The sequence below is a fragment of the Clostridium gelidum genome, assembly GCF_019977655.1.
GTDB lineage: Bacteria > Bacillota > Clostridia > Clostridiales > Clostridiaceae > Clostridium > Clostridium gelidum.
The window spans coordinates 685,128-708,212 of record NZ_AP024849.1; the positions used below are offsets into that span (position 1 = coordinate 685,128).

21 protein-coding genes are annotated in these 23,085 nt (G+C 30.1%); 19 read left to right on the plus strand and 2 right to left on the minus strand.

The genetic code is table 11. The annotated features are described in order from the left end of the window. Window positions 1-28: 28 nt before the first annotated feature. The 10 genes from psyc5s11_RS03290 (at window position 29) to psyc5s11_RS03335 (ending at window position 10,655) form a co-directional block, all read left to right on the plus strand. Window positions 29-736, plus strand: a complete 708-nt coding sequence (locus psyc5s11_RS03290; RefSeq protein WP_224036213.1) for an amino acid ABC transporter permease — start codon at window positions 29-31, stop codon at window positions 734-736. Window positions 737-750: 14 nt separating this feature from the next. Next, window positions 751-1,455: an amino acid ABC transporter permease gene (locus psyc5s11_RS03295; protein WP_224036214.1), complete on the plus strand. Its 705-nt coding sequence runs from the start codon at window positions 751-753 to the stop codon at window positions 1,453-1,455. Between the two features lie 24 nt (window positions 1,456-1,479). Beyond that, the gene (locus psyc5s11_RS03300) at window positions 1,480-2,232 is read left to right on the plus strand and encodes an amino acid ABC transporter ATP-binding protein (RefSeq protein WP_224036215.1); all 753 of its coding nucleotides are present in this window, start codon (window positions 1,480-1,482) and stop codon (window positions 2,230-2,232) included. Between the two features lie 115 nt (window positions 2,233-2,347). After that, the gene (locus psyc5s11_RS03305; RefSeq protein ID WP_224036216.1) at window positions 2,348-3,637 is read left to right on the plus strand and encodes an amidohydrolase; all 1,290 of its coding nucleotides are present in this window, start codon (window positions 2,348-2,350) and stop codon (window positions 3,635-3,637) included. A gap of 64 nt (window positions 3,638-3,701) precedes the next feature. Next, window positions 3,702-4,400: an L-2-amino-thiazoline-4-carboxylic acid hydrolase gene (locus psyc5s11_RS03310; protein ID WP_224036217.1), complete on the plus strand. Its 699-nt coding sequence runs from the start codon at window positions 3,702-3,704 to the stop codon at window positions 4,398-4,400. 71 nt (window positions 4,401-4,471) lie between these two features. Continuing rightward, entirely contained in the window at window positions 4,472-5,281 is an 810-nt protein-coding gene (proC, locus tag psyc5s11_RS03315; protein WP_224036218.1) for a pyrroline-5-carboxylate reductase, read from the plus strand. A 255-nt stretch (window positions 5,282-5,536) separates the two neighbouring features. Further along, window positions 5,537-6,499 carry a Gfo/Idh/MocA family protein gene (locus tag psyc5s11_RS03320; RefSeq protein WP_224036219.1) on the plus strand — a complete coding sequence of 321 codons (963 nt, stop codon included), beginning with the start codon at window positions 5,537-5,539 and terminating at the stop codon, window positions 6,497-6,499. A 33-nt stretch (window positions 6,500-6,532) separates the two neighbouring features. Continuing rightward, a complete protein-coding gene (locus tag psyc5s11_RS03325) occupies window positions 6,533-7,450 on the plus strand; it encodes a DMT family transporter (protein WP_224036220.1) in 918 nt (305 codons plus the stop codon). 621 nt (window positions 7,451-8,071) lie between these two features. Beyond that, window positions 8,072-9,193, plus strand: a complete 1,122-nt coding sequence (locus psyc5s11_RS03330; protein ID WP_224036221.1) for a CAP domain-containing protein — start codon at window positions 8,072-8,074, stop codon at window positions 9,191-9,193. A 295-nt stretch (window positions 9,194-9,488) separates the two neighbouring features. After that, window positions 9,489-10,655, plus strand: a complete 1,167-nt coding sequence (locus psyc5s11_RS03335; protein ID WP_224036222.1) for an MFS transporter — start codon at window positions 9,489-9,491, stop codon at window positions 10,653-10,655. 162 nt (window positions 10,656-10,817) lie between these two features. Here psyc5s11_RS03335 and psyc5s11_RS03340 read toward each other — a convergent pair whose 3' ends face one another. After that, window positions 10,818-11,879: an oxidoreductase gene (locus tag psyc5s11_RS03340; RefSeq protein WP_224036223.1), complete on the minus strand. Its 1,062-nt coding sequence runs from the start codon at window positions 11,877-11,879 to the stop codon at window positions 10,818-10,820. Between the two features lie 130 nt (window positions 11,880-12,009). On the opposite strand from psyc5s11_RS03340, the gene psyc5s11_RS03345 reads away from it, so the two are divergent. The 3 genes from psyc5s11_RS03345 to psyc5s11_RS03355 all read left to right on the plus strand — a co-directional run bounded on the left by psyc5s11_RS03345 (window position 12,010) and on the right by psyc5s11_RS03355 (window position 14,047). Further along, on the plus strand, window positions 12,010-12,345 hold the full coding sequence (locus tag psyc5s11_RS03345; protein WP_224036224.1) for a winged helix-turn-helix transcriptional regulator: 336 nt from the start codon (window positions 12,010-12,012) through the stop codon (window positions 12,343-12,345). A gap of 96 nt (window positions 12,346-12,441) precedes the next feature. Then, the gene (locus tag psyc5s11_RS03350) at window positions 12,442-13,551 is read left to right on the plus strand and encodes a DNA alkylation repair protein (protein ID WP_224036225.1); all 1,110 of its coding nucleotides are present in this window, start codon (window positions 12,442-12,444) and stop codon (window positions 13,549-13,551) included. 190 nt (window positions 13,552-13,741) lie between these two features. Continuing rightward, window positions 13,742-14,047 carry a hypothetical protein gene (locus psyc5s11_RS03355; RefSeq protein ID WP_224036226.1) on the plus strand — a complete coding sequence of 102 codons (306 nt, stop codon included), beginning with the start codon at window positions 13,742-13,744 and terminating at the stop codon, window positions 14,045-14,047. Window positions 14,048-14,306: 259 nt separating this feature from the next. On the opposite strand, the gene psyc5s11_RS03360 is transcribed toward psyc5s11_RS03355, so the two are convergent. Beyond that, entirely contained in the window at window positions 14,307-14,852 is a 546-nt protein-coding gene (locus psyc5s11_RS03360) for a PadR family transcriptional regulator (protein WP_224036227.1), read from the minus strand. Between the two features lie 210 nt (window positions 14,853-15,062). Between psyc5s11_RS03360 and psyc5s11_RS03365 the strand changes: the two genes are divergently transcribed. From psyc5s11_RS03365 to psyc5s11_RS03390, 6 genes are all read left to right on the plus strand, one after another. Continuing rightward, window positions 15,063-17,057, plus strand: coding sequence for an oxidoreductase (locus tag psyc5s11_RS03365; RefSeq protein ID WP_224036228.1), 1,995 nt, complete (start codon window positions 15,063-15,065; stop codon window positions 17,055-17,057). Between the two features lie 477 nt (window positions 17,058-17,534). Next, a complete protein-coding gene (locus psyc5s11_RS03370; RefSeq protein WP_224036229.1) occupies window positions 17,535-18,401 on the plus strand; it encodes an alpha/beta hydrolase in 867 nt (288 codons plus the stop codon). 200 nt (window positions 18,402-18,601) lie between these two features. Next, window positions 18,602-19,396, plus strand: a complete 795-nt coding sequence (locus psyc5s11_RS03375) for an HAD family hydrolase (protein ID WP_224036230.1) — start codon at window positions 18,602-18,604, stop codon at window positions 19,394-19,396. A 479-nt stretch (window positions 19,397-19,875) separates the two neighbouring features. Beyond that, window positions 19,876-21,294: a glycoside hydrolase family 1 protein gene (locus tag psyc5s11_RS03380; protein ID WP_224036231.1), complete on the plus strand. Its 1,419-nt coding sequence runs from the start codon at window positions 19,876-19,878 to the stop codon at window positions 21,292-21,294. 203 nt (window positions 21,295-21,497) lie between these two features. Then, window positions 21,498-21,764 carry a hypothetical protein gene (locus tag psyc5s11_RS03385; protein ID WP_224036232.1) on the plus strand — a complete coding sequence of 89 codons (267 nt, stop codon included), beginning with the start codon at window positions 21,498-21,500 and terminating at the stop codon, window positions 21,762-21,764. A 368-nt stretch (window positions 21,765-22,132) separates the two neighbouring features. After that, window positions 22,133-23,083, plus strand: a complete 951-nt coding sequence (locus psyc5s11_RS03390; RefSeq protein WP_224036233.1) for a flagellar motor switch protein FliM — start codon at window positions 22,133-22,135, stop codon at window positions 23,081-23,083. Window positions 23,084-23,085 lie beyond the last annotated feature (2 nt).

Consider the following 23,085-nt stretch of genomic DNA (forward strand, 5'->3'; position numbering starts at 1 on the left):
TTAAGAAGAATGGAGATGGGGGAAGACTATGGATAAGTATTTTAATTCGGTATACATAACGGACTCAATACCTAAATTGTTACCATATTTAAAAGTAACATTTATGGTTGTAGGTTTATCTGTATTATTTGGAACTCTGTTAGGTTTTATCTTAGCGGTGGCAAAAATAAGACAAGGCAAGATAGCTAAAAAATTTGCAGATATTTATACTACTGCATTGAGATGTACTCCTTCCATAGTTCTCCTGTTCTTAGTTTATTATGGTATTCCAGCTATAGCAAAAAATTTTGGGATTGATTTAGATGATGTTGATAAAGTAGTATTTATTGTTATTTCTTTTTCTCTTATGTTTGCAGCAGCTATGTGTGACGTTATTAAAACAGCTTATGAATCTGTGGATAAAGGACAATTTGAAGCAGCAATAAGTGTAGGGTTAAGTGACGTACAAGCCTATATAACAATTATTTTACCGCAAGCTTTTGTAGTTGCACTTCCTAACATAGGTAATTCTCTTCTTGCATTAATTAAAGAAGGAGCCTTAGCATATACAATTGGTTTAATTGATATTATGGGAAAAGCAAATCTTATTATTGCAGCTAACATGAATGCTCATTCATTAGAGATTTATATTGCATTATCTATTATTTACTGGGTGGTTTCAATTATTATTGAACAACTTTTCTTAAGGATAGAAAAAGTCCTTAGTAAAGGCAAACAAACTATAAAAGTAACTTAAGGGGAGGTGACAGAATGTTAAATTATAAATTTTTAGTTGATACGTTTTTTGTAGCATTATCAGGAGCACCTACAGCAATTTTAATTACTGTTGTTTCATTACTAATTGCAATACCATTAGGATTTTTACTTGCATTAGTAAGAATAAATGAGGTTAAATTTTTTAATAGGTTTGCTCAAGTATATGTTTCTTTCGTAAGAGGAACACCAATGATTGTTCAAATTTTCATTATATATAGTAGTGTTCCACTAATTTTAGCAACGATATTTACTAAATTAAACATTAAAATTAATATTTATGATGTAAATCCAATTTGGTATGCATTCATTGTCTTCTCCTTAAATACTATAGCTATTCTTACAGAAGTGTTTCGTTCAGCTCTAGGAACCGTAAATAAAGGGCAATTAGAGGCAGCTCAGTCGGTTGGATTAACAAACGTACAAGCATATACAAAAATTATTATTCCACAAGCATTGGTTGTAGCACTACCAAATATTTGTACAGCAACAACTAATCTTATTAAAGGAACATCTCTATGTTATGCAATGTCATTAAAAGAAATTACGTTAAGAGCAAAAGTAGCTGCTAACGTAGGATACAATTACGTTGAAGCTTATATTGATATCTTTCTTGTATATTTAATTATATGCATCATAGTAGAATATGGATTTAAGTTATATGAGAATCGTTTAAGAACTTATAAAGGTGTAAGTGTCTAAAGACTGAAGCAGGGGGTGGATAAAATGTTAGAAATAAAAAATATACATAAAGCATATGGTAAAAATGAGGTATTAAAGGGTGTAGATTTAAAAATAGATAAGGGTGATGTTGTAGTAATTCTTGGACCAAGTGGTTCCGGAAAAACAACATTACTTAGATGTATAAATTTTCTTGAAAAGCCAGATGAAGGTCATGCCAGCTTTGGAGAGATTGATGTGAATTTAAAAACTGTATCTAAGAAACAAATTCATGAAATTAGACAAAAAGTAGCGTTTGTATTTCAAAACTATAGCCTTTTTAATAATAAAACAGCATTAGAAAATGTAACATTAGGGCTTATTACTGGTAGAAAGATTCCTAAAGTGCAAGCAGATGAAATTGGTAAAAAAGCACTAGATAAGGTAGGCTTGTCAGAAAAATATGATTTTTATCCAAGTCAATTATCTGGTGGACAACAACAACGGGTTGGTATTGCAAGAGCAGTTGCTTTAAATCCAGACATTATTTTGTTTGATGAACCAACCTCTGCTTTAGACCCAGAATTAGTTGGTGAAGTTTTAACAGTAATGAAAAACATTGCAAAGGAAGGGACAACAATGTTAGTTGTTACTCATGAAATGTCCTTTGCTCAAGATGTAGCAAATAGAGTTATTTTTATGGATGGTGGAGTTGTAGTGGAAGAAGGAGCGCCTAATGAAATCTTTACAAGACCAAAAGAAGAAAGAACAAAACAATTTTTAAAGAGAATATTACCAGAGTTTACGTATACTATTTAAAATTATTAATGATGCTGTATTCCTAGCTAATAATTCACATTAATGTAAGTGATAGCTGAATGCAGTTTTTCTTTGTTATACAATTTAAGAAAGTATGTGGAAGGAGCGGAGAAATATGGATAATATTGAAAAATGGTTTTATAAAAATGATGATAAGATAAAGCAAACAGCAAAATTTATTTTTGAAAATCCTGAATTAGCATTAGAAGAAAGGAAATCATCTGAATGTTTAGCAAAATTTATGGAGCAACAAGGATTTTCAATTGAGTGGAAGGCTGGAGGATTAGAAACAGCTTTTGTTGCAACATGGGGAGAAGGAGAGCCAATATTAGGTTTTTTAGCAGAATATGATGCTCTACCAGGGCTTGGACAGAAACCAGTAGGAGAACGCTGCGAGGTAGAAGGCAGCGGACATGGATGTGGACATAACTTACTTGGAGTTGGTGCTGCATCAGCTGCTGCGGCTCTTAAAAATGAATTGGAATCAACTGGTAAGAAGGCAACAATAAAATTATTTGGATGTCCAGCCGAAGAAATTATGTATGGGAAAATTATAATGGCAGAACAAGGGTGTTTTGATGGATTGAGTGCAGCAATTACATGGCATCCATCTGATGTGAACCGTGTCGGAGAAGATATTTATCAAGCTATGGATTCTAAGAAATTTAGATTTTTTGGAACAACATCTCATGCGTCTGGAAGTCCACATTTAGGCAGGAGTGCACTTGATGCGGCAGAGTTAATGAATGTAGGCGTAAATTATTTACGAGAACATGTAACAGATGATATTCGCATACATTATGTTTATTTAGATGGTGGTGAAAAAGCTAATATAGTTCCAGACTTTGCACAAACTTCATATTTTATTCGTGGTAAAAATCGTGAACATGTTGATGAGGTATCAGCTCGTATAGAACGTATAGCACAAGGTGCAGCACTAATGACAGATACAAGATATGAAAGTGAATTAGTGGCCAGTTGTATGGAAACAAAGTTGAATTTTACATTACTAGATACATTTTATAACGCAATGAGTAATATTTTGGTGCCAACTTATACAGAAGAGGAAATTCAATTTGCAGAATCAATTAGTAAAGCTGCAAATCTAAAGAACAAAGGTAAATACTTTGATGGATTACATAAATTTAAAAATAAAGCGACAGATATATTTGTTTCAACTGATGTATCTAATGTAAGTCATCTTGTACCAACGGTTACATTGAATACAGCTACGGCATGTAAGGGAACTCCTCTGCATCATTGGGCATTTACAGCACAAGCAGGTTCATCAATTGGATATAAGAGCATGATATATGTAGCAAAATCTATGGCTCAAGGTGCAAAGATGTTAATTGATAATTCGGAAATTTTAGTGAAAGCTGTGGAAGAACATAAAAGTATATAGATTATTTAAGAAAAGATATAAATAATAAGAATGAGTAGAAATTATTTTTTTAAGGATGTGAAGTATGAAAATGAAAGATATAGATAATATTTATTGCACAATTGAGAATCACGCAATATTATTTGCACTTTTTGCAAAATATACTATAGAAAGTCTTCCTGAAAAAGGTAAGGATGTTATATATACTAGTATCGAAAATTATGGACATGAACGTGGAAAAAGAATGGCAGAAAGAGCGATTACTAATGGAGATGCTTTAGATTTTGTAAATAGCCAAGCTTATGGTGAATGGGTCCCAGAAAAAGGTCAAATGGGGTTCGGAATTATTAGAATGGAGCCTGAGTATATTAGTAATGTTACAAAATGCGAATGGTGTACAGCATGGAAGAAGTATAATCTTTTAGATTATGGAAAATATTACTGTATAAATATAGATTCAGCTGTTTTCAATGGTTTTAATGAAAAATTTCATATGAAAGCTACTAGTAATTTAAGCTCTGGAGCAGATCATTGTGAATTTCATTGGGGAAATCCTATGAATGAAGAAGATGTTATAAAACTTGCTAATAAGAAAGCAGAATTAGGCAATAGCTGTACTAGAGATTTCAACTTTCACACTGCACATCTGCTATATTCAATGAGTGAAACATTAAAAAATAAACTTGATGAAGATGGAAAATCAATTATTAATAAAGTAGTAGAAAAATATGTAGAGTTATTTGGAGAAGAGTATTTATCTGTGCTAAATGGTCAATATGAATAGGATAATAGTGAAAAGTAAGCTATTAAATTTATATACACTATGAATTAAAATAAAACTAGGAGGAATTATATATGTTAAATAAAAAAATTACATTTATTGGTGGAGGAAATATGGCAGAGGGTATAATTGGTGGAATTTTATCTAATAAAATCTTTGATCCTAAAAATATTACAGTTTTTGATATATTGAGTGATAGAAGAAAATATCTTAAAGACACATATGGAATTAAAGATGCAGAGGATACTCTGTCTGCTGTTGAAGGTGCAGATATTGTTTTAATTGCAGTGCTTCCACAAAAAATAGAGAAAGCTGTACAAGATATAAAAAATAATTTGTCTGAATCTACTATTATCATTTCTATATGTGCAGGGATTAAAATAGAAAAGTTAGAAAATATATTTGGAAGTCAGCATAAATTTGTTCGTGTTATGCCAAATACTATGATTGAGGTAAAACATGGCTATAGTGCCATAAGTATAAATGAAAAAGTTGAAGATAGTGATAAAGAAATTATTGAAATACTTTTAAGTGGATTAGGAAAGACAATGTTCATTGATGAAAATATCATTAATGGATTTACTGCATATAGCTGTGCAGGTCCTGCATATATTATGTATTTTATTGCAGCATTAGTGGATTCGGGAGTACAATCTGGACTTTCTCGTAAAGATTCAGTAGCGATTGCATTGGAAAATTTGATTGCTTCTGCACTAACTCTTCAAAAAACAGGAAAACATCCATATGAAATTACAGATAGAATGACTTCACCAGCTGGTATCGGAATTGCAGGATTGCATGTATTAAGCGAGTCTGGTTTTCATGGAATTGTTATGTCTAGTGTAAAAAGGGCATTAGAAAGGACAAATGAATTAGAAAAATAAAAATTAGGAAGGGGAAAAAGAATATCTTTAACTATGAAGGATATTGATAAAGATCAGCACAAGTATAATTGGTGAAATAATTTCAGTAAAAGTCTTAAGAATAAATATATTTGTTTATTCTTAAGACTTTTTTTATATTCACTAGATGAAAGTCTTGTTATAAATATAAATTAAAATATAATATAGTTAACACAATAAAATTAATTATAAGGTAAATCACTTGAATATTTATTTTATAAGAAGGAGATAAATGCAATGATTAAATGGGGAATTATTGGGCTTGGAAATATAGCTATGCGTTTTGCAAAGAGTTTATCTTATACAAAAGAAGGAAAATTATATGCTATTGCTTCAAAAACAAAGGACAAACGTGATTCTTTTTATGAACAGTATAATTGCGATAAAGTTTATGAAGATTATTATGAATTATTAAATGATGAGGAAATAGATGCTGTTTATATTGCATTGCCTCATGGGTTACATAAATATTGGTCAATTGAAGCGCTAAGACATAAGAAGGCTGTTTTATGTGAAAAACCTGTAGGCTTAAATGCAGAGGAAATGAAAGAAATAAAAAAAGAAGCTTACTTAAATAAGACATTCTTTATGGAGGCAATGAAAACTAGATTTATTCCACTAATTCATACTATTAAAGAGATATTAAAAAATAATGAGATTGGTGAAATTACAAATATTGAAGCTAATTTTTGTAATAATGTAACAGATATTAAACAAGGATCTTATTTATTGGATAAAAAACAAGGGGGAGCTTTATTAGATGTTGGAGTTTATCCTTTGTCATTTGTTATGGATATGATTGATTCTGAAGTAGATCAAGTTAAATCACACATGGAAATAAATGAAGCAGGAGTGGATTCCTATTTTAAAGCAATATTAACTTTTGAAAATGGTGTAATAGGAACAATTGAAGGTGCTATTGATAGAAATAAGGAAAGAACTGCTATTATTAAAGGGACAAAGGGGTGTATAGAAATACCAATATATAATAGACCTCATAAGGTTATTGTTAATTTAAATAATGAAGAATCTTATAAAATTGAAAAAGAATTAGAATTTGATGATATGTATGCAGAAATCAAGGAAGTACATGATTGTTTAAAAGAGTTAAAACTACAAAGTGAGAATTTATCTTTAAATGAGTCAATTCGTGTAATGAATGTATTAGATGAAATTAGAAAAACTGCAAAAATAAATTAACTTCGAATAATGGACAGGAGAGAAAACTACAACATGGATAAAACTAAATTTTATACTAACAGAAAAAATATTGTACTTTTAGCAACCTTATGTTGCATTTTATGGGGGAGTGCTTATCCATCAATAAAAATAGGATATTCTCTATTCAATGTAAATGATGTAGGTTCTAAATTGGTTTTTGCAGGATACAGGTTTGCACTTGCAGGGATTTTGGTGCTTTTATTAGAGATAATTATTAAGAAAAAAGCATTTATTTTTTCTAAAAAGCAATTTGCACAAATAACATTATTAGGATCAACACAAACCGCTCTTCAATACATATTTTTTTATATAGGAATGTCATATACCACAGGAGTAAGAGGTTCAATAATAAATGGAACTGGAACCTTTGTAAGTATTATATTAGCTCATTTTATTTATAAAAATGATAAACTTAATTTTAACAAGATAATAGGATGCGTAATAGGATTTTTAGGTGTAATAATTATCAATTTAAATGGACAATCATTAGGGGGAACTTCTTTTACTTTTAAAGGAGAAGGGCTAGTAATGATTGCAGCAATTATATTTGCAGCATCTTCAATATATGGTAAAAGAATAACACAAACTCAAGAACCATCACTAGTTACAGGACTTCAATTATTTATAGGCGGAGCTATATTAAGAATTTTAGGGTGGCTTTTAGGTGGAAGTTTAAAAGGATTCACAATAACATCTACAGCACTTTTAATATACATGGCATTATTATCTTCTGTAGCCTTTGTAACATGGACTCAATTATTAAAATATAATAAAGTAGGAATAATATCGGTATTCAATTTTTTAGTACCTGTATTTGGAACATTATTATCATCAATATTTTTGGGTGAAAATATATTTGATATTAAGATTTTTATAGCATTGATACTTGTTTGTTATGGAATATTCTTAGTCTATAGAGTTAAAAAATAAGGAGCATAAACTAAGGTAAGAAATGAAAAACATGTATAAGAGAACATTAAGGAGAGGTGCTACGGAATACCGCATTTCTGAAGCAGTTATTGAATTATAGTGAATAGAGACCATTAATCAAAAAGCTGATAAAATTACAAATATATATATGTTTCAAAAATAATTCTTCATTTCAAATTTAAGAAATTCTGTGAGAATTTCATCCACAATTGTAAATTGTACACTGTAAATTACAACATATATGAATATAAGTTTAATACAACTATAATTATTACGTGAAAAAGCTGGCTGATAAAATTGATTATTTTTTTAATTAGTTTGAATTAATACCTAGAAATACACCGGGAATTCAAATTAACAAGCTTTTATAAAGTGTATATAAAAATAAATATAGGGGGGTATCCTTTGTACTGCAAGGGTTTAAAGGATATCATAGTGCATAACGAAAGAAACAAGAGCATAAAGGAACATATCGTAGTTAATATCTTTTAGTGCAATTACTTCAAGGAAATCTGTGTTGAATAATGTCGAAAACATGTTAGTATAGAGACATGGACTTGCTAAACAGAAAAAACAAATGAAAGCAAGAAACCAAATAAAACACATGAAGGAGAAAAACTAATGAAGAAAGCATTTATAAGAAAGATGGTACTAGCAGTTATTGCGGCTACATCTATTAGTACTTTATCAACATTAGGAGTATCTGCAGCAACTAATGATGCAACATCTAATAATTTTTATAATTCAATTATAAATAAAACATTAGAAGCAGGTTGGGTTTACGATAATGGAACTTGGTACTACAATAATACAATAGGTAATTTAAAGACTGGTTGGATTAATGATAATGGCAGATGGTATTTCTGCGATAATACAGGAGCAATGCAAACAGGAGTAATTAAAGTTAATGGTAAAACTTATTGCCTAAACAAAGCTGGTGCATTGGAAACTGGAAAGGTTACAGTAAATAATAAAACATATAAGTGTTCTGTAGATGGACAAGTTACAGGAACTAAAGTTCCAACAAGTGATAAAGTATTTGACTCAAATAATAATGTAACAAAAGATAATAATCAAAATTCTACAGTAAGTGAGCCAAATAATAATCAAGGGACAACAAATACAGGAACTACTACGAATACAACTACAGAAAGTAATACGAGCACAGGAACAACAGCAACTACAAGTACAGGAAACGCAACTAGTACAGGAACTGATACTAATGTAGGAAATACAAATAATACAGGAAATACATCTAATTCAGGAACTACTGCAAGTACAGGAAGTACTACTTCTACAAATGCAACTTCAGTAGATGTACAGGGGTTACCTCAATTGCCAACAACTTATTCAATAAATGTACAAGCTAGTGTTGAAGATAAAATTCTTGAATTAATGAACGCAAAAAGAGTAGAAGCTGGTTTAAAGCCACTAACTATAGATAACACTTTAGTACAAGTCGCAAGATATAAGAGTGACCATATGATTCAATATAACTACTTTGACCATGTAACTCCACAAGGAACTAAATATTCAGATTGGTTAAAAGCAGTAGGATACACATATACTACAGCTGGGGAAAATATAGCATATAACAATTATGACGCAGTTGAATTGTTTACCCAATGGTGGAATTCACCAGGTCATAGAGCAAATATGATGAACTCTTCATATACTAAGGTTGGTATAGGAGTTGTTCAAGGAAATAATAAATTTATGGGAACACAAGAATTTTCAAATTAGGTATATAAAAGAAAAAAATCTCGCTTGAAAATTTATAAATGGCAGGTTGCACCAATTTCTACACAATCCCAATACTATGGGACAAGCAGAAAATGGAACAACCTGCCATTTGGCATTAAAAAACAAGTTGTTTTTTCAAAAAACATATAACTAAAGAGAAGTATATGTTACTAAAATCACTAAAATCATTTTAATTTCTACAAAATATGATATGTTAATATAGCATAACTGTAATTTAAAGAAAATATATTAATAGATCTTTATATGTAGTTAAATGATTTTAAGGAGATTAACAATGGAAGATAAAAGATTAATGATGAAGTTTTGTATAATATACTTTCTGGCATATGGAATTATAGCACTAGGGTATACTCAATATGTTCCGTACTTATCAAGCATTGGGTATAATCCTATGGAAAGGGGAATTTTAATTTCATCATATGCAATCACAACAATTGCATTTCAATTAATATTTGGAATTTTATCAGATAAATATAAGACAGTAAAGAAATTGTGTATTATTGCAGTAGTAGCTTTTGCTATATTTACATATTTATTTTATAGTTTGGAAACAAAAATGTTTATTTTACATATGATTTTAATTGCTATGAGTGCTGGACTAGCTAATCTTAATTTTGGATATTTTGATAATTGGTTATTCACATTTGGAGAAAAGGCAAGAAGTCAATTTAGTTTTATACGTGCATTTGGATCTATAGGTTGGGCAGTATCAAGTATAGTTATTGCAAAACTGTTAAATATGTTTGGTTATAAGGGGTTAGGGTTAACTATTGTCCTTTTAACAATTATCATGTTAGGAGTAATGTTTTTAGTTTCAGAAGGTTCAAAATCCACTCAAAAGAAAAGTGAAAAGATTACAGCTACAGATATAAAAGAATTGTTAAGCAATAAAAAATACATAGTAGTAATAGTTATATTATTTTTTATTTATTGTGCTAATAATTCTAATTCAACAACAATAATTGATAAGATGCTAGAATTAGGTGCAACTAATGCACAAATCGGATATAAATGGACAATTTCAGGGTTAGTTGAAATACCAGTTTATATTTATGGAAGTTTTTTCTTAAGAAAATTTGGACCTTATAAATTGCTTTGCATTTCTGCTTTTGCAATTATGTTACAATTTATACTTTTTGGAATGAGTAATAGTATAGATGCAATGATTCTTCTTTCTGGTTTTCAATTTATCACTGGCCCAATGATGATGCTTGCTAGTCGAATGTTAATATTTGAATTTTCAAGTGGGAAATTAAAATCTACAGGTTTATTATTAGCCCTCAGTATTTATTCTGGATTATCTGCATTACTTATGCCTTCTATTGGAGGAACAATTACAAATTATTTTAATGTTAATACTACTATTTTTATTGTAGCTATAATTGCTGGAATGGGATTTTTATTATCAATAGTATTAAATAGTATGGCAAAGAATTCTTGAAGAATAAGAAATATATGTTTTAAATAAATTAATTTATGAATTTTGAATAAAAGAAACTCAGCTTCGCAAACTATGATGTGTTTGCAGAGCTGAGTTGTTGTTAAAAAAACAGGAATCAATATCCAGAGGCAGAGTTATGATAAGAATGTGATTCCTTTTATATTACTTTTGTCCATTAGCTTTATCAAACATAACTTTTCCTGGACAAACCTTAGATTGACCAAACCACATACATTTTGAACAACTTAAGCATTTTCCAGTATCCTTACCTTCTTTAGCATCATTGGCCCAGTTAGGATTTATAAGAGCTCCCTTACCAATGTCCACCATGTCTACATCTCTTTCTTTTAATATTTCTTCTGCAGTTTCAACAGAATAAATTCCGTTAACTGCAAATACTGGAATTGAAACTTCTTCCTTAATTTTTTCAGCTGCATAAACAGCATTAGAGTATTTATATCCTTCAGGTACATTCATTTCTTGTTCACTACCAAATCCATAAGAAATGTCAAGGAAATCTACTCCATTTTTTTCTAATACTTTAGCGTAATGTAATCCATCTTCTATTGTTGGTTCAAATCCTCCTAAACGGATTCCAACAACAAATTCTTCTGGTGTTACGCCTCTAATACCTTCTAGTATTTCTATTACAAATTTTTCGGGATTGTTACCATATTCATCAGTTCTCTTATTTACTCTCTTATTAAAAAATTGACATATTAAATAGCCATGGCATCCATGGAGTTCAATACCATCATATCCTGCTTCATAAGCTCTTCTTGCAGCTTCAATATAATCATTTTGTATAGATTTTATATCCTCTATAGTCATTTCATGTCCAACAACAGTTTTAGTAGGAGTTTTATATTCATAAGCACTTGGACATAGTGGATTTTCTGATACTCCAACAACTCCTGCATGATGAATTTGAACAAATATTGGGCAGCCTTCTTCATGAACTGCATTAACTATGCTCTTTAGTCCTTCAATTTGATTATCTTTCCATATTCCAAGTTGCTTTTCTGATAATCTTCCATCAATATTTATACAGGTAGCTTCTTGAATTATTAGTCCTGCTCCGCCTTGAGCTAATTTCTTATAACGTTCAACATTTTCAGGTGCTACATACCCATCAGGGCGAAATCCAACTACCATTGGAGGAATACAAATACGGTTCTTCATTTTTACATTTTTAATATTAAATTCTGAAAATAATTTTTTCAAAAATTCCACACTCCTATTTGATTATTAATTTACGTTTACAATCTTATTTGATATATTAGTAGTATATTTTATTTAGGAACAAAATATCAAGTACGCACATTTTTGTGCCTTACTTTTGGAGGTATTATTTATGGAAGACGAATTAAAAGAAAAATCGCATATTTGTCATGAAGAATGTCCTGTTACTCGTGCTCTTGAAATTATTGGAGGTAAGTGGAGGATACCTATCATATGGAAACTATCCACTGAAAAAGGCATTAGATATAATGAACTTAAAAGAAGTATACCTGGAATCACTAATATTATGCTAACTCGCTCTTTACAGTCTTTAGAAGAACATGGTCTTGTAAAAAGAGTGCAATACAATAAAATTCCACCTCATGTAGAATATTCTTTAACAGATAGCTGTCATGATTTGATGCCGGCATTGGCGATTATAAATGAGTGGGGCAAACATGCGTTGTAAGTATTTATATAAAGATAAACAGGCTATTTAAAATTGTTAATATTTTAGTAAATAAAAAACAATAGCATCTAAAGAGAAAGGAAGTGTAATTAATTTATGCGTGCACAGTTAAAAGACATGTACAATGAAAGGTTTTTACGTGAATTTGGGGAGAAGGTTCATAACATATACTGCAATTTTAATCTGGAGAATTTTATAGATGATATTATTACCGATGATTGGGATGACCTTCCATTGAAAGCTAGGATGCGACGAATTACAGAAAATTTAGGACAGCATCTTCCGATGTGCTATGAAGATGCGTTGAAGGTGTTATTTTCAATTGATGAAAGTTGTGTCGGTTTTCCATACCTATTTTTTCCTGATTTTGTAGAGGTATATGGTCAAGAAGAAGAACACTGGGAACTTTCAATGAAGGCAATAAAACGGTTTACTCAAAGATCATCTTCGGAATTTGCCATAAGACCTTTTATAGTGAGAGACCCAGATCGTGTTATGAACCGCATGATGATTTGGGCAGATCATACAAATGAACATGTAAGACGCTTAGCTAGTGAAGGCTGCCGTCCACGACTACCTTGGGGAATGGCACTCCAAATATTTAAGAAAGATCCATCAAAGGTGCTTAGCATACTAGAAAAGTTGAAGAGCGACCACTCGCTTTATGTGAGAAAAAGTGTTGCTAACAACTTAAATGACATTGCAAAGGATAATCCTGATGCTGTAATTGATATAGCTAAAAGATGGATCAATATAAATTCTCACACTGATTGGATTTTGAGAAAGGGATGTCGTACTTTAATTCGAGATGCTAATCCAGAGGTTATGAAATTGTTCGGTTATGCAAACTTTGAAGACAAAGAATTGCAGATTACAGAAGCTTCAATTTTCGTGGGGCCCTCTGAAATAAAGATTGGCGAAAGCTGTGAACTTCGATATGAACTGAATATTCCAAAGGGTGAATCGGTACATATTCGTATTGAATATGGAATTGATTTTGTGAAGGCAAGAGGAAATGTCTCACGTAAACTGTTCCTACTGTCAGATAAAACTGTAGCAGGAGGAACACATATTAGTGGAACCAAGACACACAGTTTTGCAGACTTAACAGTTCGACGCCATTATCATGGGGAACACCGAATTAACCTAATGGTTAATGGACAGGAGAAAGCATATGCAACACTAAAAATAATTGATAAATTATGAATGTTAAACTATTACAAATGCACAAATGTCAGATTAATTAAAAAATATCCATTAAATTAATCAATTCGTATTTTCCTGACATCTTTTTATATAAAGTATTATATAATAGATATAGAAAGTTGCATTAACGTAGAAAAAATAGAAAGTTTTCTATAAAATACTGAAATGCACAATAGGGAGGAAATTTATAATGAGAATAAAATGTATCGATAATAATCTTTGTACAGCACTAACTTTAAACAAAGAATATTCAGTAATAGAAGAAGCACCAGAATACTATGTAATTATTGATGATGAGAAGAATGAAACAACTTGCAGAAAGACAAGATTTGTAGTAGTTGAAGATAGTGGAATAACTAAAAAAGTAAAAGCTACTATTACAGAATTAAATTATCAACTAGAAAATGATTTTAAAGATATAAAGAATTTTGTAATTAGAAAAAATTCTAAAGGTGAAATAAAAGAAATAGCTATAAAATTAAATTATAATTCGTAATTTAATTTTAGCAGATTGAGTAGAGAAGAATCTTTAAAGGATAATCTGCAATAAAAGTATATGTACTTATACTAAAATTAATTATTTGGATTAGATGCAAACATAAATTTTATATTTGTATTTAATCCGTTTTTTTTATTTTACTTTTGTTCAGCAACAGGATATTTAGTTGCTAAGAAAAGTAAAAATGTTGAATACAAGTATGCGCCTATTTTAATTACAATACAAAAAATAGGCGTATAGAAATGTTATTATGTTTTTATTGGGATATTTTTTTTATACAGTCCTCAATCCATTCTATGTAAGTCTTTTCTCTCATAATAGCACCATTTAAAATAATGTAATCTCCGAATCTAGGAGAAGACACTGTAGATATATCATCACTCGTTAAAAGTTCAGCCATGTGATTTTCTAGATACTCTAATTTTTCAGAATGTTTGCTGAGTGCATTTTCAAATTGTCTTAATAAAGTGTTAGTATCCATTTCATCACAAAAATAAGCTTTAAGTCTAAAAATATCCTTGGGAGTTGGCTCTAAAGGATCCTCTTTGGCAAGCCATTTTTGAAAACATTTCGTTCCCTTTTCAGTTATAGTATATAATTTTTTTTCTAATTTTTCACCTTGAATAACTGTTTCATATGAAATTAAATCTTCATCAGTTAATTTTTTTAATTCAGGATAAATTTGGCTATGTTTAGCATACCAAAATTCAACTAAGCCACTATTAAATTCTTTTGTTATATCATAACCTGTTAATGGATTTCTATTAATCAATCCTAAGATTGCATATTTTAAAGTTCTCATATGTTAGCACCTCATTTTTATATACTATCATTTTATCATGACTAAGAATAAAGTAAAGCAAAATATGAAAAAAACAACATGTCTATATTGACATGATTAGAATTTGGAGAATATAATATATGTATGTGAATTTTTTTGCATAACAATTATAAAATATACAAAATTTAAGACTTTTAGTATTACATATCATGCAAATTTAGGAGGATGTTTATGAACAAGTATAAAAAGTTATTTGAACCAATAAAAATAGGGAAATGCGAAATAAAAAATCGTTTTTCACTAGCACCAATGGGACCACTTGGACTAGCTGATAGTGAAGGTGGATTTAATCAAAGAGGAATTGACTATTATACTGAAAGAGCAAAAGGTGGAACAGGTTTAATTATTACAGGTGTAACGTTTGTAGATAATGAAGTTGAAGAACACGGTATGCCAAATGTTCCATGTCCTACACATAATCCAGTTCAATTTGTTAGAACAGGAAGGGAAATGACTGAAAGAATACATGCATATAACGCAAAAGTATTTTTACAAATGTCAGGTGGCTTTGGTAGAGTTACTATACCTACTAACCTTGGAGAATTTCCTCCAGTAGCACCATCACCAATTCAACATAGATGGCTTGATAAAACTTGTCGTGAACTTAAAATTGATGAAATTAAATCTATAGTTAAAAAATTTGGAGATGGAGCTTTTAATGCAAAGAGAGCTGGCTTTGACGGAGTTCAAATTCATGCTGTTCATGAAGGATATCTTATAGATCAATTTGCTATTTCATTATTTAATCACAGAACTGATGAATATGGTGGAAGTTTAGAAAATAGACTTCGTTTTGCACGTGAAATAGTTGAAGAAATTAAAAATAGATGTGGAGAAGACTTCCCAGTAACGGTTAGATATTCACCAAAGAGTTTTATTAAAGATTTGAGAGATGGAGCACTTCCAGGTGAAGAATTTGTTGAAAAGGGAAGAGATCTTGACGAAGGAATAGAAACAGCTAAATTACTTGTATCATATGGATATGATTCATTAGATACAGATGTTGGATCTTATGATTCATGGTGGTGGAGTCACCCTCCAATGTATCAAGAAAAAGGATTATATAGACCGTACGCTAAATTAATGAAAGAAACTGTAGATGTACCTATTATATGTGCAGGAAGAATGGATGATCCAGATATGGCTCTTGAAGCTATTGAAAATGGAACTTGCGATATAATAAGTCTTGGTAGACCATTACTTGCAGATCCTGATTATGTAAATAAATTAAGGGCAAATAATTGTAAATCAATTAGACCTTGTATATCATGTCAAGAAGGATGCATGGGACGTATTCAACATTATTCAATGCTTAACTGTGCTGTAAATCCTCAAGCATGTAGAGAAAAAGACATGGCACTTACACCTATATTAAAAAAGAAAAAAGTTCTAATAGTTGGTGGTGGTGTAGCCGGCTGTGAAGCTGCAAGAGTTTTAGTACTTAGAGGTCATGCGCCAGTAATTTATGAAAAGTCTAATAGATTAGGTGGAAATCTTATTCCAGGTGGAGCACCAGATTTTAAGGAAGATGATATTGCTTTAGCTGACTGGTATGCTCATACATTAGAAGACTTAAAAGTTGAAGTAAATTTAAATAGTAAAGTAACAAAAGAACAAATACTAGAATCTAAGGTTGACAGTGTAATAATAGCTACAGGATCTAATCCAAAGATCTTTTCACTTGGAGATGATGATAAAGTATTTACAGCAATTGATATTTTATTAGGAAAGAAAGATGTAGGAAATAAGACTGTTGTAGTTGGTGGAGGTTTAGTTGGATGTGAATTGGCTCTTGACCTTGCTAAAAAAGGCAAAGAAGTAACTATAGTCGAAGCATTGAATAAAATTCTTGCAATAAATGGACCTTTATGTTCTGCAAATAGTGAGATGCTTGAAAGATTAATTCCATTTAATAAAATTAAGGTTAAGGTAAATTCTAAAGTTAAAGCATATAAAGATGGAATTTTAGAAATGGAAACAGAAAGTGGATTAGAAAAGCTTGAATGTGATTCAGTAATACTTTCAGTTGGATATACAGAAGAAGATTCATTATATAAAGAATTAGAATTTGAAATTCCTGAAATTCATCTTTTAGGAGATGCACGTAAGGTTTCAAATATTATGTATGCAATTTGGGATGCTTATGAAGTTGCAAATCATATATAGATAACCACAGTGGAACTCATACTTATGCATACATCCGCCGAAATTTTATTCCGTAGGACTGTGAAAATTTCGCTGGAAGCATTCTAAATGGGAGGTTGCACCCATTATAGTTTGCTCCAAATGTAAAAGCTCACAGAGAAAGTTCGAAGAACGAAATATAAAATTTCGATTCTCACTTTTTGGACAAACTATAATGGAACAACCTTCCATTAAGAAGCTTCAGCAGCTTATTTTCAATGCCTACTTCATATTATGACCCTTGTGGTTACAAATATGTATCCAATTTCTCTGTTTGGATATGCTCCTAAGTATAGTAAATGTTGAATATAATACCAAGCATAAGTAAAACTTTAGTAGTGGGCATCTATATAATCTAAGATTAGAAAGTTTGACATAACAATTTTTTATACAAGATAGAAATATATAAAATTAAATTGATTTTACATTAGAACACTATGGAAGGCGGAAGATTAACTTATGGATGATGATAAAATATTTGAAATAGTGAAGAACATGAGAAGAGAAGGATCAGAGAGAATAGCAAAATTAAAGGTTATAGGAGAAGAAACTTTTATACCAACAGCAGATGGAAAAGTCCGAGTGCTTATCTATAAAGCTAAAAATAAAAAAACAATGGCACCAGTATTTTTTGATATTCATGGTGGAGGATTTGTAACAGGACTACCTGAAGATGATGATAAGTTTTGTGATGAAGTTAGAAATGAATTAGATATAACGGTTATTTCCATTGATTACAGTCTTGCGCCTGAATATAAATGTCCAAAAGATAAAAAGGATGTCTATGATGTTGTAAGCTATGTAAGTGCACATTGTGATGAATTTGGAACTGATCCTAATAGAATGGCAATTGGTGGACATAGTGCTGGAGCTAATATTTCAACAGTAGTATGTATGATGGCAAAGGACAAAAATGAGTTTTCATTTAAATGTCAAATACTTGATTATCCGCCTCTTGATGTAGCAACATCACCAACAGAAAAATTCTATACTGAAGGTGCAATTCCTCCTGAAATAGCAGCAATGTTTGATAAATGCTATAGAGATGAAGAGGATGCTAAAAATCCATATTGTTCACCAGTGTTTGCAACAAATGATGAACTTAAAAATTTACCTCCAGCAATAGTTATAACTTGTGAAATAGATTCTCTTAGAGATGAAGCAGAAGATTATGCTCAAAAGTTGGTAAAAGCAGGAGTTGAAACTACTGCAAAAAGATTTTATGGAGTAAGGCATGGTTTTACAATTGCAGATTTTGAATCACCAGAAAGTAAAGATGCACATAAAATGATGATAGATGGATTAAGAAAGTATCTATTAAAATAATTTGTGAATAAAGTTATAATCTCATAGATTTATCAAACAACTAATTTGATAGAACTATGGGATTATTATTTTTTGATTTTCTGGGAATATAGGAGATATTGATATTAATAATATCTGTTATTAAGCTACAGGGTATTGACGAAATTATATAATGTAGTAGAGTTATTAATAAGAGGAATTAAGTGGACAAGGAGGATGTTATGAGTAAAATTGCATTTTTTGATATTGATGGCACTTTATATGGGTTTGATGGGAAGGAACATAAAATCCCTGAAAGCACACAGCTAGCATTAAAAAAGTTTAGAGAAAATGGGAATTTGGCATTTATATGTACAGGCAGACCTATGAGATTTATATATCAAATATTTGGAGAGAATATGTTTGATGGTTATATATCAGCAAATGGTACACATATAGTTTATAAGGGAGAATGTATATTTAATAAAACCATTGATATTAATACTCTTAAGGAATTAATAAAGTCTTTTGATGAACTTGGAATAAGAAGTAGTTTTGCTGGACCATATAATGGATATTCCTATAAAATGAAATCAGAAGAAATAGAACACTATAATTCTCAATTTAACGAAACTGACTATTTAATTACTATATGGAAAATAGAAGATGTATCTGCAAATACAATAGATATTTTTTATAAAGATAAAATACAGTTAGATGAATGTAAAAGTTATTTTCAGAATGGTTTAATATTCAACCCTCATGGTCCACATATGTCTGCAGATGTATCATTTAAAGATTTTGATAAAAGTGATGGTATTAAATATGTCGTTAAAGCTTTAAATATACCAATAGAAGATACTATTGCATTTGGTGATGGGCATAATGATATTACAATGCTTAAGACAGTAAATACAGGAATTGCAATGGGCAATGCTGTAGAAGAATTGAAGAATATTGCGTCTTATGTGACGGAAAATATTTTTGATGATGGCTTATATAAGGCTATGGTAGCATATGAATTTATTGATAAATAAAAATTCATGTATACATTCTTCTATACTCTAAACATCGAATTAAGAAAAATTAAGAAATACTAACAGTAAAGAGGATAAGTTTAAAGGTAAAACTTTTAATAAAAACAAAGTGTATATAAATAAAGAATATATTATAGAAGAAAAAGCAATAGTTGAAGTTATTGTATAGGATAGACTTAGTGTAGTCTATCCTATTTTTTTGCACAAAGAAACTCTCTTAAATAATTCGCAGAGTAAATATAATATTATGCTAGATTGAGCAGTATAAAATCTTATTGGAAATAAAAAACAGGGTGTATTATAAAAAAACAAATTTCTAATAATAAGCACGTGTCACTAAATAAGCTAAATTACACAAATATAAAATTAATTATGATATATTAAGAATAAGGAATGGAATTACACTTAACTAAGTTAATAGATAGTTAAATTAAATAGATTTTGTAAACTAAAAATAAAATATAAATGGAGGTTTTTATATGTTTCACAAAAATTTAAAAGGTTTTCCAAAGGATTTTTTATGGGGAGCTTCAACATCGGCTTATCAAGTTGAAGGTGCTAACTTAATTGATGGCAAAGGTCCATCTTGTCAGGATATAAAAAAAGTACCAGAAGGAACTTCAGAATTAGATGTTTGTGCAGATCAATATCATCGATATAAAGAAGATATTGCGTTAATGGCTGAAATGGGCTTTAAGGTTTATCGTTTTTCTATTTCATGGTCAAGATTAATTCCAGAAGGAACAGGGGCAGTAAATCCACAAGGAATAGAATATTATAATAATTTAATTGATGAATGTTTAAAATACAATATTATTCCTTTAGTTACAATGTTTCATTTCGATATGCCAGCAGCACTTGATAAACGTGGTGGATGGTCTAAAAGAGAATCAATTGATTGGTTTGTAAATTTTGCAAAGGTTATGTATGAAAACTTTGGTGACAGGGTTAAATATTGGTTAACTATTAATGAACAAAATGTATTAACCTTAATGGGTGATGTTATCGGTACTACAATGATACCGGAGGGATGTACAAATGTAAGAAAAGAACTTTATCAACAAAATCATCATATGTTAGTTGCTCAAGCAAAAGCCATGGCGTTATGTCATAAAATGATTCCAGATGCTAAAATTGGTCCAGCGCCAAATATCGCTTTAGTTTATCCAGCAAGCTGTAAACCAGAAGATAATTTAGCAGCTCAAAATTTAAATGCAATTCGTAACTGGTTATACTTAGATATGGCTGTGTATGGAAAGTATAATAATTTAGTATGGTCATTTTTAGAAGAAATTGATGCTGTTCCAGAAATTCAAGAAGGCGATATGGAAATTCTTGCTTCAGGAAAACCAGATTTTATTGGATTCAATTACTACAGCACAGCTACAGTAGAAGAATATAATATGGAAGGCGATGTTGCTGGTAAAAAAGATCAACAACGTGGTATGGATGAAGTTGGAGTATGTAAAAGTTTAAAAAATCCTAATTTACAAACTACTCAATTTGGATGGGAAATAGATCCAGATGGTTTTAGAGCTACTGCTAGAGAAATATATTCAAGATATAGATTGCCATTAATAGTAACTGAAAATGGCTTGGGAGCTTATGATAAATTAGAAGAAGATGGTTCTATCCATGATCCATATCGTATTGAATACTTAAGAAAACATATTGAACAACTTCGTTTATCGATTACAGATGGAGTAGATATGATGGGATATTGCCCATGGTCTGCAATTGATTTAGTTTCAACTCATGAAGGTGTTGTTAAACGTTACGGATTTATCTATGTAGATAGAGATGAATTTGATATGAAGACACTAAATCGTTATCGTAAAGATTCTTTCTATTGGTATAAGAAGGTTATTGGTACTAATGGAGAAGATTTAAGTAATTAATAAACAATATATATAAGATTATTTTGAGAAAATTTTAGACTTATATGTCTTTGTTTTCATTAGAAAACCTACAAAATCTAAAAGTTGGATTTTTGTAGGTTTTTTAATAAACTGTTTTTCAAGTTAATTTATTAGCTACAAAAATATAGTTTAATTATAAATTTAAATACACAATAGTTATCAATTAGAGGAGAGTAGTTAAAATGATTTTAGTGAATTGTGCATGGAGGCAGGCTGACATTATTAAGGTAGTAGAAAGTATAAGATTAGATAATCAAAATGTTTTTAAATTTGTAAAGGTTGAAGGAATTAGAATATTTTTTGATACATTTTTGGAAGATATAAAAGGTGTTAAATTAATAAATGAATCAATAAAAAGTATTCGTGGATATCAGGCATTGGGTATAAATATTGTACCAGTTGTTAATAATAGCATGTTTGATGGATATAATAAATTATTATATAAGTGAGTATGGATTTACTATAATATTGCTGGAAATTTTGATTTCTAGCAATATTTTTCTTTTAGCAAATTTTAAAGTTATGTTTAGAGTAATATAATATGCATACTATAATTATGATTATGGCATGTTGTTGAAGTTGTTGTATTTAATTGCTATAATTAAAATAGCTATATATGAGACATAGTCTAAAATAAGATATTGGCCAGCAATTTATAAAAAAGTATACAAATATTAAATCTGGCGAATAAGGTTAGTTATAAAATGGGGACTGAAGTAATAAGCCATATAGCCTCTAAAATAAATGATAAAGGTCATAAATTTGCCTTAGGTGGAATAAAGGATGATTTATAAAGACGGAAATGAGGAGGTTAGCAATGTCAGATCTTTTATCTCAAAGTGAAATAGATGCTTTACTTGCTGCAATGTTGATGGGAGAAGCAACTGAGGAGGTTAGTGACAAACCTTCTGAGGAGATGAAAAGCACTCCATCTGTCTTGTTAGAGGAACAGTTGAAATTTCCTGAGAAAGATTTACAAATATTAGAGTACATACATAAAGAATATGCAAAGGTTTTGTCGCTTAGTTTGTTTGAAAATATACAAGTAAAGGTATATTTAGAGTCTATACAAGAAATAAGATATGAAGAATTCAGACATTCAATTCCCTGTCCTGCTGTTATAACTGTATTTAAATTGAATCCTTTAGAGGGATATTTGTTATTTGAGACAAGTCTAGATTTTGTTTCGAAAATTTCTAATGTGTGTTCAGATGAAGATGGAGGGCAGAAACAGGATCTGCTTTTGAACTTAGAAAGTGATAAAAATACTTTAATAAAAATAACTGAAATGTTTATCAAGAATCTTGAAAAACCTTGGGGTAATGCTTTAGCTGTTAATTCTGAAGTAGAAAATGTGGAAACTGATCCTGCTAATATTAAAGTACTTTTTGAGGATGAACCTGTAGCAATGCTATCGTTTTCTGCTACTTTGAATGAGTTCACCGGTTTCTTTAATATATGTATTCCTTATTCAAGTATGGAGAAATACTCAGGAAAGTTAGAAATAATACCTACATTTACCAAAGTGGAGACAAGCTTTTTCTTAGAAAATGCTAAAGTAAATATAAAGGCAGTATTGGGAGATATAAATTTATCTTTAGGAGAACTTATGGATTTACAAAAGGGAATGATTTTAAATACTCATAAACCATATAAGAATAAAGTAGCTATATTAGTTGAAGGAAAACATTGCTTTGATGGTGAAGCTGGTATACTGGATAACCGTAAAGCTGTAAAAATAGAAAATTGTTTAGATAAGGATGTGTAAAA

Excerpts from the sequence above, each read along its gene's own strand:
- psyc5s11_RS03310 (WP_224036217.1), top strand. The coding sequence starts at position 3,702 with ATGAAAATGAAAGATATAGATAATATTTATTGCACAATTGAGAATCAC.
- psyc5s11_RS03345 (WP_224036224.1), top strand. The coding sequence starts at position 12,010 with ATGGAAGACGAATTAAAAGAAAAATCGCATATTTGTCATGAAGAATGT.
- psyc5s11_RS03375 (WP_224036230.1), top strand. The coding sequence starts at position 18,602 with ATGAGTAAAATTGCATTTTTTGATATTGATGGCACTTTATATGGGTTT.
- psyc5s11_RS03360 (WP_224036227.1), bottom strand. The coding sequence starts at position 14,852 with ATGAGAACTTTAAAATATGCAATCTTAGGATTGATTAATAGAAATCCA.
- psyc5s11_RS03390 (WP_224036233.1), top strand. The coding sequence starts at position 22,133 with ATGTCAGATCTTTTATCTCAAAGTGAAATAGATGCTTTACTTGCTGCA.
- psyc5s11_RS03290 (WP_224036213.1), top strand. The coding sequence starts at position 29 with ATGGATAAGTATTTTAATTCGGTATACATAACGGACTCAATACCTAAA.
- psyc5s11_RS03385 (WP_224036232.1), top strand. The coding sequence starts at position 21,498 with ATGATTTTAGTGAATTGTGCATGGAGGCAGGCTGACATTATTAAGGTA.
- psyc5s11_RS03300 (WP_224036215.1), top strand. The coding sequence starts at position 1,480 with ATGTTAGAAATAAAAAATATACATAAAGCATATGGTAAAAATGAGGTA.
- psyc5s11_RS03305 (WP_224036216.1), top strand. The coding sequence starts at position 2,348 with ATGGATAATATTGAAAAATGGTTTTATAAAAATGATGATAAGATAAAG.
- proC (WP_224036218.1), top strand. The coding sequence starts at position 4,472 with ATGTTAAATAAAAAAATTACATTTATTGGTGGAGGAAATATGGCAGAG.
- psyc5s11_RS03330 (WP_224036221.1), top strand. The coding sequence starts at position 8,072 with ATGAAGAAAGCATTTATAAGAAAGATGGTACTAGCAGTTATTGCGGCT.
- psyc5s11_RS03325 (WP_224036220.1), top strand. The coding sequence starts at position 6,533 with ATGGATAAAACTAAATTTTATACTAACAGAAAAAATATTGTACTTTTA.
- psyc5s11_RS03365 (WP_224036228.1), top strand. The coding sequence starts at position 15,063 with ATGAACAAGTATAAAAAGTTATTTGAACCAATAAAAATAGGGAAATGC.
- psyc5s11_RS03295 (WP_224036214.1), top strand. The coding sequence starts at position 751 with ATGTTAAATTATAAATTTTTAGTTGATACGTTTTTTGTAGCATTATCA.
- psyc5s11_RS03370 (WP_224036229.1), top strand. The coding sequence starts at position 17,535 with ATGGATGATGATAAAATATTTGAAATAGTGAAGAACATGAGAAGAGAA.
- psyc5s11_RS03335 (WP_224036222.1), top strand. The coding sequence starts at position 9,489 with ATGGAAGATAAAAGATTAATGATGAAGTTTTGTATAATATACTTTCTG.
- psyc5s11_RS03320 (WP_224036219.1), top strand. The coding sequence starts at position 5,537 with ATGATTAAATGGGGAATTATTGGGCTTGGAAATATAGCTATGCGTTTT.
- psyc5s11_RS03380 (WP_224036231.1), top strand. The coding sequence starts at position 19,876 with ATGTTTCACAAAAATTTAAAAGGTTTTCCAAAGGATTTTTTATGGGGA.
- psyc5s11_RS03355 (WP_224036226.1), top strand. The coding sequence starts at position 13,742 with ATGAGAATAAAATGTATCGATAATAATCTTTGTACAGCACTAACTTTA.
- psyc5s11_RS03350 (WP_224036225.1), top strand. The coding sequence starts at position 12,442 with ATGCGTGCACAGTTAAAAGACATGTACAATGAAAGGTTTTTACGTGAA.